Below are 14,059 nucleotides of genomic sequence, written 5' to 3'. Positions count from 1 at the left end.
AGGCTTCGGCGGGGCGCGGTGGGGACACTCTGCGCTACGGCATTTCGATCACAGCGATCACTCTCCCGGGCCTGGGCGCGGGCGTGTGCGGCCGGGACCCCGGGTGGCCGGGAGCCGGGGCCGGCCGTCGGCGCTCAGGCGATGGCGGACCCGGCGACCCAGTCCGCCCAGGACATGTTCCAGCCGCCCAGCCCGTTGTCGGGGGCGACCGTCTTGTCCTGCGAGTTCACCACCTCCACCACGTCCCCGACGAGGGTCCGGTCGAAGAACCAGCCGGCCGGGGTGTCGGAGCCGCCGCCCTTGTCGTCGCGCAGGCCCACGCAGCCGTGGCTCAGGTTGGTGGTGCCGAAGCTGTCCGGGCTGGACCAGTAGTTGCCGTGCAGGAAGGTCCCGGAGGAGGTGAGCCGCATGGCGTGCGGGACGTCGGGGATGTCGTACTCGCCGCCGAAGCCGACGGTCTGCCCGTTCATGCGGGTGACGTCGAACATCTCCATCACCACCATCTTCCCGTTGTAGGTGGTGGTCTTGGGCGCGCCGGCGCTGATCGGCACGGTCGACACCAGCTCCCCGTTGCGGCGGACCTCCATGGTGTGCGCGTCCGCGTCCACGGTGGAGACCTGGGAGCGGCCGACGGTGAAGGTGACGGTCTTGTCCTGGATGCCGTACGAGCCGGGCGCGCCCTCGATGTCGCGCAGGTCCATCTTCACGGTGACCTTGGTGCCGGACTTCCAGTACTCCTTTGGCCGGAAGTCGAGCCGCTCCCGGCCGAACCAGTGGCCGACGACCTGCACGCCCGGATCCGACGTGACGGAAATGGCGCGCTCCACTTCGGCGCGGCGCTCGATGGCACGGCTGAACCGGAAGGAGACGATCATCCCGGCGCCGACGGTCGAGCGGTTCTCAGGCTTGAAGTAGCCGATGAACCGCTCCTCGGGAACGTAGGTGGTGAAGGTGGTGTGCCGGGCCTGGCGGCGGTCGTGCCCGTCGAGGGCGACGGCGTCCACGGTGTACTTGGCCGCGAGCGCGAGCCGCGCGGACGCGGGCTCGGGGCTCCAGCTGAGCCCGTCGGCGGCGATGGCGCCGGCGACCTGCTCCCGCTGCGCGTCCTCCACCTTGGTCACCACGACCCGCTCCAGGCGGCCCTCGGGCACGGTGACCGACAGCCGGCCGTCGGCGGGCACCCCCTTCGCGTTGTCGTCGGGGGTGATGCGGATGGCCTCGTCCGGCGAGCGGGGTTTGCCGGGCAGCTGGATCTCGACCGGGGCCCTGCCGTCCTGGGTGCATCCGGCCAGCCCGCCCAGCAGGCCCGCCCATGCCGCCACGGCGGCCAAGCCCGCCCCTGCCCGCCTCGTCAGAAGTGTCACGATCCCTCCAACGACCGGGCGCGGCGGGGGAAACGTGAGTGCGGGCCACGTTCCGGGCAGAACTGTCCGGGCAGAACAGTGTGAAGGACCAGACGGGGGCGGGCCCAGGCCGGGACGCCGGGGCCGCACTCTCCCCTACCCCCGCCGGTACCCAGGAGCCGTGGAGGCGGGCAGTGTCGAGCGCAGCCGAGCAGGAGGCGGTGGAAGCCGTCAGCAATGCCGTCGAAGCGGTGCGGGGCGGCCAGGCCGCCGCAGCCGTACCGCAGATCGACGGCCGACCGATCGAGCGACCCGAGGAGCGGCCCAAAGAGCGAACGAACGGCCAGGTCAGGGGCCAGGTGGCACGGGTGCACACCCACCCGGGGGCACCGGTGTGGCCGGGGTCCTCGCATCCGCTGGGGGCCCGGTTCCATCACGGTCCGGACGGGACCGCGGGCACCAATTTCGCCCTGTGGGCGCAGGGCGCGGAGGCGGTGGAGGTCTGTCTCTTCGACGAGGCCGGCGCCGAGACGCGCTGCGCGCTGACGGAGCACACCCACGAGATCTGGCACGGATTCGTGCCGGGCGTACGCCCGGGGCAGCGGTACGGATTTCGGGTGCACGGCCGCTGGGACCCCTGGACGGGCGCCCGGTACAACCCGGCGAAGCTGCTCCTGGACCCGTACGCGCGGGCCGTGGACGGCGACTTCACGCTGCCCCCGGAGGTGTACGGGCACGTCCGCGACTGGCCGCAGCAGTACATCGCGGACACCGTGCGCGACGACCGGGACTCGGCGCCCTTCGTCCCGAAGGGCGTGGTCGTCCACGATGACGACGACTGGGCGGACGACGTCCGGCCGAAGACCCCGTGGGCCGATTCGGTCATCTACGAACTGCACGTGCGCGGCTTCACCATGCGCCATCCGGGTATTCCCGAGGAGCTGCGCGGCACCTATGCGGGCCTCGCGCACCCGGCGGCGATCGAGCACCTGACGAGCCTGGGGGTGACGGCGGTCGAACTGCTGCCGGTGCACCAGTTCGCGCACGAGGACCACCTGCTGCGCCGGGGCCTGCGCAACTACTGGGGCTACAACTCGATCGGCTACTTCGCCCCGCACGCGGGGTACTCGGCGAGCGGTACGACCGGGCAGCAGGTCGGGGAGTTCAAGCGGATGGTCCGGGCCCTGCACGCGGCCGGGATCGAGGTCATCCTCGACGTGGTCTACAACCACACGGCGGAGGCGGGCGAGCTGGGTCCCACCCTGTCGCTGCGCGGGATCGACAACCGGGGCTACTACCGGATCCAGTCCGACCAGCGGCGCTACGCCGACTACACCGGCTGCGGGAACACCCTGCACGCGGGGCGCCCGCACGTGCTGCGGCTGATCACGGACTCGCTGCGCTACTGGGTCACCGAGATGGGGGTGGACGGCTTCCGCTTCGACCTGGCGGCGGCGCTGGCCCGGTCGATGCACGACGTGGACATGCTGTCGCCGTTCCTCGCGGTGATCGCCCAGGACCCGGTACTGCGGCGGGTCAAACTCATCGCCGAGCCGTGGGACGTGGGCTCGGGCGGCTACCAGGTGGGCGCGTTCCCCCCGCTGTGGACGGAGTGGAACGACCGCTACCGGGACGCCGTACGGGACTTCTGGCGGGGCGCGCTGCCGGACGTGCGGGATCTCGGCTACCGGCTGTCGGGGTCGAGCGACCTGTACGCGTGGGGCGGCCGGCGTCCGTACGCCTCGGTGAACTTCGTGACCGCGCACGACGGTTTCACCCTGCGGGACCTGGTCAGTTACGAGCGCAAGCACAACGAGGCGAACGGGGAGGAGAACCGGGACGGGACCAACGACAACCGGTCGTGGAACGGCGGGGCGGAGGGCGAGAGCGACGACCCCCGGATCGGCGTGCTGCGCCGGCGCCAGCTGCGCAATCTGCTCACCACCCTGCTGCTGTCCACGGGGGTGCCGATGCTGGTGGCCGGCGACGAGTTCGGGCGGACGCAGGACGGCAACAACAACGCGTACTGCCAGGACAACGAGACGGGCTGGGTGGACTGGTCGCTGCTGGAGGATCCGCACTGGCAGTCCCTCTTCGCCCTGGCCTCCCGGCTGATCGGGCTGCGCCACACCCATCCGGTGCTGCGGCGGCGGGCGTTCTTCTCCGGGCGCTCCCAGGGCGCGGACGGGCTGCGGGACCTGGCCTGGTTCACCCCGGCGGGCGCGGAGATGACCGAGCGGGACTGGTACGCGCCGGCCGCCGCGCTGGGGATGTACCTGTCCGGGCGGGACATCCCGGGCCGTGACGAGCGGGGCCGGCAGGTGACGGACGACAGCTTCCTCGCGCTGCTGCACACCGGGGACCGGCCGGTGCCGTGGCTGCTGCCGGGGGCGCCGTGGGCCGAGGAGTACGAGGTCGTCCTGGACACCTCCCTGGAGGCCCAGTCCGCCCCGCCCGGCACCCGTCACCGCGGCGGTCGGACCCTGACGGTCCCGGCGCGGTCGGTGCTGCTGCTGAAGGTGGTGAGCTGAGGCCCGGAAGACCCGTGGCGACCCGGGGCGACCCGGGTCTGCGCGGCCCGTCGCGCTGGTTCCGGACGTACCCGCACATCCGGAACCAGCATCCTCGTTCGTCCTGCGATGATGTGTTCGACATCGTCTCGGAGGGGGTCCCTGCATGGGCAGAGTCACGACCGCGCTGCAGGAACTGCGCGGGGCGCAGAAGTCGGCGAAGGGGGTTTCGCTCTACTCCCGCTTCGTGAACCGGCCGCTGGGGCGGTACCTGGCCGCCGGTTCCTACGCGCTGGGGCTCACCCCGAACCAGGTGACGCTGATCAGTGCGGCCTTCAGCTTCGCCGCCGTGGCCGCGGTCGCGCTGGCCGCACCCTCGTGGGGGCTGGGGATCGCGGTGTGGGCCGCCCTCGCGGTCGGCTTCGCCTTCGACTCCGCGGACGGGCAGCTCGCCCGGCTGCGCGGGGGCGGCAGCGCGGCGGGCGAATGGCTGGATCACGTCGTGGACGCCGCCAAGCTCACCGCCCTGCACTCCTGCGTGCTGATCGCCTTCTACCGCTTCCCCGAGGCGTACGGGACGGGCGGGGACGGCTGGCTGCTGGTGCCGCTGGGCTTCCAGTTCGCCGCGGTGGTGACCTTCTTCGGCGGGCTGCTGACCGAGAAGCTCAAGCCGAAGCCGGCCCCGGGGAGCCCGGCGGCCGCGCCGTCGACCGCGCGGGCGGTGGCCCTGCTGCCCGTGGACTACGGCGTCTTCTGCCTGGTGTTCGTGCTGCTCGGCGGCGGGCAGCTGTTCACCTGGGCGTACGCGGGACTGGGCGCCGTCGCCGCGCTGTTCCTGCTGGCGTTCCTCGCGAAGTGGTTCCGGGAGCTCAGCGCCGTTCGCCGGTGACCTGGCCGGGGGCCGCGGCCGGTTCAGCGAGCGCGTCCAGTGCCCGGCGCAGCTGGGTGCTGGAGGTGTGCACGGTGTAGGGGAAGTACACGACGTCCACGCCGTGGGCGGCGAAGTCCTTCTCCAGCCGGACGCCCTTGGGGGTACCGCGCCAGTCGTCGCCCTTGAAGATGACGTCGAAGCGGACCTGCTTCCAGGTCTCCACCTTGTCGGGCACCGTCTCGACGAAGGCGGCGTCGACGTACTTCACGCTGCGGACGATCTCCAGGCGCTCGACGAGCGGGATCATCGGGCGGCGCCCCTTGGCCAGCTCGGCCATCTCGTCGGAGACCACTCCTGCGACCAGGTAGTCGCACTGGCTCCGGGCGTGCCGAAGGATGTTGAGATGGCCGATATGGAACAGATCGTAGGCGCCGGGCGCATAGCCGACTCGATACGGCCTGCGCGCAGGCGCAGCAAGGTCGGACATGTCATGCTCCGTCATCATTTACCCCCAGCAGCCACACCCCCCGGTGCAGCGGATTAGCAGACAATAGCGTGCACGTTCCGCACCACGTTGGTGAACGAATAGGGTGACGTGCGCATCATCCAGGGGAGAAGGGGACGCTCAGTGTCCAGATCCGGTCACCGGCGCATGCTGCTGGTTTCCACCAATTACGCTCCGGAGCACGCGGGGATCGGCCCGTACGCGACCCAGATCGCGGAGCACTGGGCGGATCTCGGTCACGAGACCCATGTGCTGGCGGGCATGCCGCACTACCCGGCATGGTCGCTCGAACCGGAATACAAGGGCGCGTTCCAGCGCACGGAACAGCGTGCGGGGGTCACCGTGCACCGGCGTGCGCACACCGTGCCGCCGCGCCAGACCGCCGTGAAGCGCGCTCTTTTTGAAGGATCGATTCTGCTGCACGGCGCCGTGGCCCCGCCCCGGATGCCGAAGCCCGACGCGGTCCTCGCCCAGATGCCCAGCCTGGCCGGCGGGGTGCTCGCCGCCCGGCTCGCGGCGCGGTGGAAGGTCCCGTACATCCCGGTCGTCCAGGACCTGATGGGCGCCGCCGCCGCGCAGAGCGGGATCAGCGGCGGCGACAAGGCCGCCGCGATCGCCGGCCGCGCCGAGGCGTACGCCCTCAAGCGGGCCACCCTCGTCGGCGTCATACACGAGACCTTCGTGGACCGGGTCGTCGGCATGGGCGTGGACCCGGGCAAGATCCGCCTCGTCCCCAACTGGTCCCACGTGTCCGTGCCCACCAAGCCGCGCGGGGAGACCCGCCACCACCTGGGCTGGGCCCCCGGCGAGACCGTCGTCCTGCACTCCGGGAACATGGGCCTCAAGCAAGGTCTGGAGGTCCTCGTCGGCGCCGCCCGGCTGGATCCGAGCGTCCGCTTCGTCCTGATGGGCGACGGCAGCCAGCGGTCCGCTCTGGCCGACCTCTCGGCGGATGTGCCGAATCTGGACATCATCCCCCCTGCCGCTGACGGCGAGTTCCCGGATATCCTCGCGGCGGCGGACGTTCTCGCGGTCACGCAGCACGCAGCCGTTCTGGACATGAGCGTTCCGTCGAAGCTCACCTCCTACTTCCAGACCGGCCGGCCCGTCGTCGCCTCCGTGGCGGCGGAGGGCGGGACCGCCCAGGAGGTGGAACGTTCGGGCGCGGGGGTACTCGTACCGCCGGAGGACCCCGAGGCCCTGCTGAAGGCCGTACGGGCTCTGGCCGAGGACCCCGAGGGTGCGGACGCACTGGGAGCGGCCGGACCCCGCCACGTGGCGGCCCATCTGAGCCGCGAAGCGGGCCTGGCCCGCATCGACGCACTGATAGACGAAGCACTTGGGGGAACCCGGCCGTGATCGAGACGAACCGCCCTGCAGCGGCACCGGCCGACGACGAACCCGATCTCCTGAGAGATCAGTTCCGGCAGCTCCTGCGCTACCGCAGGCTCATCGGCGCGGGCATCGGAGTAGGTCTGCTGGGCGGCGTCTACCTCGGCATATCCACGGCCGACACCTATGTCGCGACCGCCGACGTCGTCCTGCGCGCGCCCACCGACGACCCGTTCAACCCCAGCCTCGCCCCGGACAAGGCGATCAACATCGGCTCGGAGCGCCAGGTCGCGCTCAGCTCCTCCATAGCCAACGAGGCGGCGAAGAAGCTGGGCGTGGGCGCGTCCGGCTTCGCCGCCCTGCGCAGCGGGCTGCAGGTCACCAACCCGCCGCAGACCATGGTGCTGCGCTTCACGTACACGGCGGACTCCCCCAAGGAGGCCGCCAAGCGCGCCAACACGATGACCGAGGCGTACCTGCTGAAGCGGCAGGAGGCCCTGGACGCCACCCGCGACAAGATGGTCAAGGGGTACAAGGAGCAGCGCGACCCGATCGCCAAGCAGCTCGACGAGCTGTCGAAGGAGATCGCCCGGATGCCGGCCGGGGCCGGCCGCGACGCCGCCAGCTCCTCCAAGACCGACCTGCAGAGCGAGGTCGGCGGCTACAACACCAAGATCACCAAGCTCGAGGCCCTGGACATGACCCCGGGCCGCGTCACCAGCGCGGCGACCGCGCCCACCGCCACCGACGGCCCCGGCGTCATCATGTCGCTCGCGCTCGGCGCGGCCGTCGGCCTCGCGCTCGGCCTGCTGGCCGCCTGGGTCCGCCTCGTCTTCGATCCGGCCCCGCGCTCCGAGGGCGACGTCGCCCGGGCGCTGCGCGCACCCGTCCTGGGCTACCTGCCCCGGGACCGGACGGGCGGCGGACCGCTGCTCGCCGCCGGCGAGGCCGATCCCCGGCTCGCCGAGGAGTACCGCTCGGTGGCCTTCCGCCTCGCCTACGACGCCCGCTTCGCCGACCGGCGCCGCCTGCTCGTCGTCGCCCCGCGCGGCAGCAGCGAGACCGCCGCCGCGGTGGCCGTGAACCTCGCCGCCTCCTTCGCGGAGACCGGCAAGGACGTCCTCCTCATCGAGGCCGACCTGCGCACCCCGGTACTGGCCAGCCAGCTGCCGACGGACGCCGGTGGCCGGCCGCGCTGGAGCCAGACCCCCGGCAGCCCGTCCGCGGGCGGACGCCACGCGGACACCGAGTGGCCCGACGGCCGCCAGCTCGTCGTGGACGCCGGGGAGTCCGGATCCTTCGACCTCATCCCGGGCGAGCGGGCGCGCAACGTCCCGCGCTCGCTGACCTCGGCCCGCGCCACCCGGCTGATCTCCGAGGCGGACTCCCCCAACTCCACGGTCGTCGTGCTCGCGCCGCCCGTGCTCTCGTACGCCGACGCCCTCGCCCTCGTCGACCGCGTCGACGGCGTCCTGGTCGTCTGCGACCCGCGCGCCGTGCACCGCACCGACCTGTCCCGCATCCGCGAGCTGATCAGCGGCGCCGGCGGCACCGTGCTCGGCGCCGTGCTGCACGCGCCGCTGCCCGGCGAGAAGCGCCGCGGCAAGGACACGGCCGGCCCGGCGCCGGTCGCCTCCGGCGCGGGGCCCCAGGCCGCCGCGAAGTCCGGCAAGCCCGTACCGCAGCCCCAGCCGATCCCCTACGAAGTGGCCGAGCCCGAACAGCACATCCCCGGTGACGGCACCGACACCGTCGCGCTGCGCACCGTCCGCATGGGCCGCAGATGAGCCGACGCGGCCTCGCCGCCGTCGCGTCGGTCCTGGACCAGGCCGCCTCCAGCGCCACCAACATCCTGGTGCTGGTGCTGGCCGCCCGGCTGTCCTCGGCAGCCGGGTTCGCCGACTTCTCCATGGTGTACGTGACCTTCAGCGTGCTCCTCGGACTGAACATGGCCTACGTCGGCCAGAGCCTGGTGCTGGAGAAGGGCCACGGGCTCGGCGCCGAGTGCCGCTCGGCCGTGGGCTTCACCGCCGCCGCGTCGGCCGCCGTGGGCGCGCTGCTGCTCGTCGTCGGCCTCGCGCTGGCCGGGGCCACCGGTACGGCCTTCCTCGCGCTGGGCCTCGTACTGCCGCTGGTGCTCCTCCAGGACGGCCTGCGGTACTGCTTCTCCGCGCTGCGCGCCCCCGAGCGGGCGCTGGCCGCCGACGCGCTGCGCCTGGTGTGCGTGGTCGCGGCGCTGGCCGTGCAGCCCGAGGGGGCCTCGGCGGGACGCCTGGTCCTCGCGTGGGGGCTCTCCGCGCTGCCGGCGCTCGGGCTGGGGCTGTGGCTGCTGCGGCCGTACGTGCGCGGCGCCCGCGCGGACCTGCGGCCGTATCTGCGGCGGGGACACCTCGGGCAGCGGTTCGTGGTCGAGTTCGCGGTGGGCAACGGCTCCAGCCAGCTCGCCGTTCTGGGCCTCGGCGTCTTCGCGACACCGCTGGCCGTCGGCGCGCTGCGGGGTGCGACCACGCTCTTCGGGCCGCTGAACGTGCTGTTCAACTCCGCGAACGCCTTCGGGCCGCCGGTACTCGGGCGGCTCGGCGGCAAGCGGGCCACGGTCCGGGCCACGGCCGCGCTGGGACTCGTACTGGCGGCGGTCGGCGCGGGCTGGGCCACGGCCCTGTACCTGCTGCCGGACCGGCTGGGCCAAGAACTCCTCGGCGACACCTGGGCGGGCGCGTCCGCGCTGCTGCCGGCCACGGGGGCGCAGTACGCCGTGATGGGGCTGGGCACGTGCGCGCTGCTGACCCTGCGGGTGCTGGCCCCGAAGGCCACGCTGTCCCTGCAGGTGGTCTTCTCGCTGCTGTCCGTGGGGCTGTTGCTCGGCGGGTACGCGGTGTGGGGGGTGGCGGGCGCCGCGTGGGGCCTGGCGGCCGGCTCGGCCCTCAAGGCCCTGGCCGCCTGGTGGCGCGTCACCCGCCTCCCGGCCGCCGCCGCGTCCCGCGAACCCGAGCCGACATCGACTCCCGCCGCGTGAGCCGCTGCGCGGAGCGCTGAATCCGGCCGGGCCGCGGGTCCGTCGCCGCCTGATCCGCTGCGCGGAGCCTCTCCCGCCCCGCCCTTTCGCCGTTTCCCGGGCGCCGCCCGGACCCGCGCCTCAATCGCCGGCGGGGCTTCCCTACCGGGCTCTGCCTAGCGCAGGGTGGTGGACCTGTCCGTGCGGTAGGTCGCCACCAGCGCGAGGCAGAGGGCCGCGATCGCCACCCGCCCCGACGCCTGGAGCAGCGGCCCCCGCAGCAGGATGAACGAGTACCCCGCGACCAGTGGGACCACCACCGAGATCAGGCTGCCCGGTGGACTGCGCCGCGTCGCGCGTTTCGCGTAGCGCCGGTCGACGCGGGCCGAGGCGTACCCCATGCCCAGCATCCCCGCCCCCATGCCCAGCGGCCCGAAGTCCAGCCACAGCTCCGCCCAGATCGGCGAGGAGAGGTTGGTGTTGACCGTGCCCATCCACTGGCCGACCATCACGCCCGTGTCCCGCGGCTTGCCGGGCCATACCGCGCGCGGCACCGCGAAGAAGATCGATCCCGCGAGCTGGCGGCCGTAGAAGTGGCCGGGGCCGGAGTTCGAGAAGGTGATGGTGTTCGCGAACATGCCGATCTGGTCGTAGTCCTTGAGAGCCATGGGCTCCAGGAAGGACGTGGTCTCGACCGGCCGGTAGTTCTTCTCGTCGTAGCGGAAGCGGTCCGCGAAGGGGAAGATCAGGAGCGCGACGACCACCGCCATGGACAGCGCGACGCGGTACATCGCCGCGCTCACCGGGAAGACGGTGAACAGCAGCGCGAACATGACCGTCAGGAACCAGTACCGCGGGTTCGAGATCGGGTTGTTGACGATCAGGTTGAGGCCGGCGAGCGCCGCCCAGGTGACGATGATCGACACCTTGCGGCGGGCGAACTTCGAGGTGATCAGCCAGCGGGTGTAAAGGAGCAGCGCGAGCAGCGCCGGTACGGTGCCGAAGCCGCGCAGCAGGGCCTGGCCGGCCTGGCCGTCGCCGTTGGAGACGCCCGCCTCCTCGATACCGGCGATGATCTCCTGGCGGCTGGAGAAGAAGACGGTCGGGCCGCCCAGCTTCATGATGAACACGGCGCTGCACAGGAACGACAGGACCGTCAGGAGCTGGAGCCGGTGCCGGTGCGCCATGGCGGGCTTCGACCGCTTCTGGGAACCGCCCGCGCGCCCGGCCGGCCGGTGCCGGGCCAGCAGCACGCCGACGTCGAAGGCCGTGCAGCCGAGCAGCACGAGCCCGACGGCGACGGTCAGGTCGGAGCGCGGCCCGACGACCGGTGTGGGGACCTGGCCCAGGACGGCCTGCGCGAGCGGGGCCACCCCCATCGCCATGTAGACGAACAGCCAGAAGGAGCCCTGGAGGAGCTTGCGGCGGCTGGTGAGCACCATCGCGGAGAGCCGGGCGCCCGCGTACATGGTGAGCAGCAGCTGGAGCCAGAAGGCCGCGTCGCGGGCGCCGGCGCCCGACTGGAGCGCGACGAACAGCGGCAGGAAGACGGTGAATCCGAGGGCGAGCGGGACGGACAGCGCGCGCGAGAGGAGGGTGCGCGGGAGGGTGGCCCGCCCCCACAGGCTCTCGTCCTCGAAGGGGGACGGAGCGGGCTGCTTCGCGGGTGCTGCGGAGGGCTTGCGTATGTCCGTCGTCACTGCCGCCCCCACCCGATGTGCCTGGTCCGCGCGCAGTCTAGTCTGAGCGGGCCACGCCCGGGGAGGCGGTGGCCGGGGGTCCCCCGGAGGGAGTCCGGGGAGCAGATGGGGGCGACAGTTGCGGGATCTTCCTTCCTTCACGCTGGCCGGGTACGACAAGGGGCGCGGGCTGCTGACGCAGGCCCTCTGGTTCGCCGTCATGAACACGCTGTTCATGAGCTGGTTCTGTCCGGCGCGGCTTCGGGTGGCGCTCCTGCGGGCCTTCGGGGCGAAGATCGGCGAGGGCGTGCTGATCCGGCACCGGGTGCGGGTGCTGTGGCCGTGGAAGCTCACCGTCGGGGACAACACCTGGATAGGTGAGGGTGCCTGGCTGCTGAACCTGGAGCCGGTGACCCTCGGGGCGAACGTGTGCGTCTCGCAGGAGGCCATGCTGTGCACCGGTTCGCACGACCACCGGGCCGCCGACTTCCGCTACCGCAACGCGCCGATCGTGGTCGAGGACGGCGCGTGGGTGGCCGTACGGGCGACCGTGCTGGCCGGGGTGACGCTGGGCCGCTGCGCGGTCGCGGGCGCCGGTTCGGTGGTTCACAGAAACCTTCCCGCACTGACCCTGCAGACCCAGGACGGGCAGCGCCGCCCGGTCGAGGAGCCCAAGTGAAAGTCCTGCACGCCGTCACCCTGCACTCCCCCTCGCACGCCTTCGGCGGTCCGGTCCGGGTCGCGCTGAACCTGGCGAAGGGGCTGCGGGGCCGGGGCCACGAGGCGCGGCTGCTCGCGCTCGGCGAGGGCTTCGAGGAGTGGCCGACGTCCGTGGAGGGCGTTTCGGCGAAGCTGTTCCCGGCCCGCCGGCTGCTCCCCCTCGGCTTCAGCGGGATGACCTCGCCGGCCCTGCTGGCCTCGGCCGGCCGGCTGGTGCGGGACGCCGATGTCGTACACGTCCACCTGGCGCGCGACCTGGTGACGCTGCCGGTGGCCCTGGCGGCGCTGCGGGCGGGCAAGCCGCTGGTGCTCCAGACCCACGGCATGGTGGACCCGAGCGAGAAGCTGCTGGCGAAGGTGCTGGACGCGGTGGCGGTCCGCCGGCTGCTGCGCGGCGCGGACGCGGTGCTGTACCTGACCCCGCACGAGCGGGAGGGGCTGGACGCGGTGGTGGGCGCTCCGCTGGCGCGGGCGGTCCGCCTGGTCAACGGCACCCCGGCGCAGGAGGAACGGCCCCCGCTGAGCGGCCCGCCGCGCATCCTGTACTCGGCGCGCCTGCACGCCCGTAAACGGCCGGTGGACTTCGTGGACGCGGCCCCGGCGGTCCTCGCGGTGCACCCCGACGCCCACTTCACGGTCGCGGGGCCGGACGAGGGCGAGCTGGCCGCCGTACGGGCCCGCATCGGGGAACTGGGCCTCACCGACCGGTTCACGGTCCCGGGGGCGCTCTCCAGCGCGGAGGTCCTCGCGGAACTGCGCCGGGCCCACGTCTACGTCCTGCCCTCGGTGGACGAGCCGTTCCCCATGTCGGTACTGGAAGCCCTCTCCGTCGGCGTCCCGACGGTGGTGACCCACTCCAACGGCCTGGCCCGCGACATCGCCCGCACCGGCGCGGGCCACGCGGTCGACCCCGGCCCGGTGGGCGTCCGCGCCGCGATCCTGGACCTCCTCGACCCGGCGGCCAACCACAAGGCCTCCCACGCCGCCCGCGAACTGGCCGCCGAGTCCTTCTCCATGGACGCCGTCCTGGACACCCTCCTCCCGGTCTACGAGGGCATCCGCCGCTGCATCAGATGACGTCGCGGCGGTGTTCGTCCACCACCGGGATCGCGGCGCCCGCCGTGCGGCGGCGTTTGTAGATGCTGGTGTAGACGGCCAGGCCGATGCCGCCGACCGCCATCATGATCAGGCCGACCAGGTCGAGATTGACGCGCTCCAGTTCCCAGTCGCTGGCGAAGGTGAGGATGGCACCCACCACGATCAGGACGATGCATCCGCCGATGCCCATGGGTCCGCCTTCCGCTGTCATGGCTGTGACCGCGCGAGTACCCCGGTTCCGGGTACGAAAACGCCCCCGGGGGCCGGGAGTCCGGTCCTCGGGGGCGTCGGTGCTTCGGCTACGCGGGGATCCAGGCGTAGCAGTTGGCGGAGTTGAACTCCGTCGTGCCCGCCGGGATCGTCGCCGTGATCTTGTCGCCGGCCTTGGGCGGGGTCTCGGGGCCCGAGGCGAGGACGGAGCCGTCCTTGCCCTTGGCCTCCCAGGTGCAATTCGTGGCCTGGGTCAGCGCCCGGTAGTTGCCCGCCGCGGGCGAGGTACGGGGGCCTTCGGCGAAGCCCTTCTCCGCCGCGGCCAGGATCGGCTTCTGGTCCGGGCACAGCAGGTTGATCGCGTCCTTGGCGCCCGCGATCTCGCCCGTGATGACCGCGCCGGTCGCCGCGTCCTTGTCGCGCTTCGCGGTGCGCGCCACCCGCTGGCAGGCCTCCTGGCCGGTCTGCAGGACGGCCGCCGGGTCCATCTTCTCGGGGACCCGCCCGCTCAGGTACTTCTTCTCCTGCGCGGTGAAGCTGCCCGTCTTCGGGGTGAGCTTCGCGTCGGGGAGGACGGGACCCGTCGGCTTCGCGTCGGCCGCGGAGCCCGACGGCTGCGGGGTGTCCGCGGGGTCGGGGGCCGCCGACGAGGCCGGGGGCTTCGGCTTGGCGCCGGAGTCGGCCTTGTCCCCGCCCGAACTGCAGGCGGTGAGCGTCAGGGCGGCGGTCAGCAGGACAGCAGCCGCTGCGGAGCGTCGGTACATCGGATGGCTCCCGTACTCAAGGGGGTGTACAA

Annotated in this window: 12 protein-coding genes; 7 read left to right on the top strand and 5 right to left on the bottom strand. The window is 72.6% G+C overall.

Annotation, left to right across the window (positions count from 1 at the left end):
• Positions 1–134: 134 nt before the first annotated feature.
• The gene (locus ACIQZO_RS21705) at positions 135–1,355 is read right to left on the bottom strand and encodes an Ig-like domain-containing protein (protein WP_403628516.1); all 1,221 of its coding nucleotides are present in this window, start codon (positions 1,353–1,355) and stop codon (positions 135–137) included.
• A 182-nt stretch (positions 1,356–1,537) separates the two neighbouring features.
• Here ACIQZO_RS21705 and glgX point away from each other — a divergent pair, with 182 nt between their 5' ends.
• Both glgX and ACIQZO_RS21695 read left to right on the top strand, forming a co-directional pair.
• Positions 1,538–3,874, top strand: coding sequence for a glycogen debranching protein GlgX (gene glgX / locus ACIQZO_RS21700; protein WP_403628365.1), 2,337 nt, complete (start codon positions 1,538–1,540; stop codon positions 3,872–3,874).
• 145 nt (positions 3,875–4,019) lie between these two features.
• Positions 4,020–4,742, top strand: a complete 723-nt coding sequence (locus ACIQZO_RS21695; RefSeq protein WP_403628363.1) for a CDP-alcohol phosphatidyltransferase family protein — start codon at positions 4,020–4,022, stop codon at positions 4,740–4,742.
• On the opposite strand, the gene ACIQZO_RS21690 is transcribed toward ACIQZO_RS21695, so the two are convergent.
• On the bottom strand, positions 4,723–5,226 hold the full coding sequence (locus ACIQZO_RS21690; RefSeq protein WP_403628514.1) for an adenylyltransferase/cytidyltransferase family protein: 504 nt from the start codon (positions 5,224–5,226) through the stop codon (positions 4,723–4,725). The two genes, ACIQZO_RS21695 and ACIQZO_RS21690, sit on opposite strands and share 20 nt — an antisense overlap.
• A gap of 150 nt (positions 5,227–5,376) precedes the next feature.
• Here ACIQZO_RS21690 and ACIQZO_RS21685 point away from each other — a divergent pair, with 150 nt between their 5' ends.
• Genes ACIQZO_RS21685 through ACIQZO_RS21675 form a run of 3 tightly spaced genes read left to right on the top strand, consistent with a single transcriptional unit; the run spans position 5,377 to position 9,577 of the window.
• The gene (locus ACIQZO_RS21685; protein ID WP_403628512.1) at positions 5,377–6,588 is read left to right on the top strand and encodes a glycosyltransferase; all 1,212 of its coding nucleotides are present in this window, start codon (positions 5,377–5,379) and stop codon (positions 6,586–6,588) included.
• The gene (locus tag ACIQZO_RS21680; RefSeq protein WP_403628361.1) at positions 6,585–8,348 is read left to right on the top strand and encodes a lipopolysaccharide biosynthesis protein; all 1,764 of its coding nucleotides are present in this window, start codon (positions 6,585–6,587) and stop codon (positions 8,346–8,348) included. Before ACIQZO_RS21685 ends, ACIQZO_RS21680 begins: the two co-directional genes overlap by 4 nt.
• Complete coding sequence (locus tag ACIQZO_RS21675; RefSeq protein WP_403628359.1) at positions 8,345–9,577, top strand: hypothetical protein; 1,233 nt, start codon at positions 8,345–8,347, stop codon at positions 9,575–9,577. The genes ACIQZO_RS21680 and ACIQZO_RS21675 overlap by 4 nt, the downstream gene beginning before the upstream one ends.
• Positions 9,578–9,732: 155 nt before the next feature.
• On the opposite strand, the gene ACIQZO_RS21670 is transcribed toward ACIQZO_RS21675, so the two are convergent.
• On the bottom strand, positions 9,733–11,256 hold the full coding sequence (locus tag ACIQZO_RS21670; RefSeq protein ID WP_403628357.1) for a hypothetical protein: 1,524 nt from the start codon (positions 11,254–11,256) through the stop codon (positions 9,733–9,735).
• A gap of 118 nt (positions 11,257–11,374) precedes the next feature.
• On the opposite strand from ACIQZO_RS21670, the gene ACIQZO_RS21665 reads away from it, so the two are divergent.
• Together ACIQZO_RS21665 and ACIQZO_RS21660 are read left to right on the top strand one after the other, a co-directional pair.
• Positions 11,375–11,914, top strand: a complete 540-nt coding sequence (locus tag ACIQZO_RS21665; RefSeq protein WP_403628355.1) for a WcaF family extracellular polysaccharide biosynthesis acetyltransferase — start codon at positions 11,375–11,377, stop codon at positions 11,912–11,914.
• Positions 11,911–13,032 carry a glycosyltransferase gene (locus tag ACIQZO_RS21660; protein ID WP_403628353.1) on the top strand — a complete coding sequence of 374 codons (1,122 nt, stop codon included), beginning with the start codon at positions 11,911–11,913 and terminating at the stop codon, positions 13,030–13,032. Before ACIQZO_RS21665 ends, ACIQZO_RS21660 begins: the two co-directional genes overlap by 4 nt.
• On the opposite strand, the gene ACIQZO_RS21655 is transcribed toward ACIQZO_RS21660, so the two are convergent.
• Entirely contained in the window at positions 13,025–13,243 is a 219-nt protein-coding gene (locus ACIQZO_RS21655) for a DUF6458 family protein (RefSeq protein ID WP_403628351.1), read from the bottom strand. The two genes, ACIQZO_RS21660 and ACIQZO_RS21655, sit on opposite strands and share 8 nt — an antisense overlap.
• Before the next feature lie 109 nt (positions 13,244–13,352).
• Positions 13,353–14,027, bottom strand: a complete 675-nt coding sequence (locus ACIQZO_RS21650; RefSeq protein ID WP_403628349.1) for a hypothetical protein — start codon at positions 14,025–14,027, stop codon at positions 13,353–13,355.
• Positions 14,028–14,059: the final 32 nt, after the last annotated feature.

It is taken from the genome of Streptomyces sp. NPDC097617 (assembly GCF_044761485.1).
GTDB lineage: Bacteria > Actinomycetota > Actinomycetes > Streptomycetales > Streptomycetaceae > Streptomyces.
This window is presented reverse-complemented; position numbering and strand designations above follow the sequence as displayed.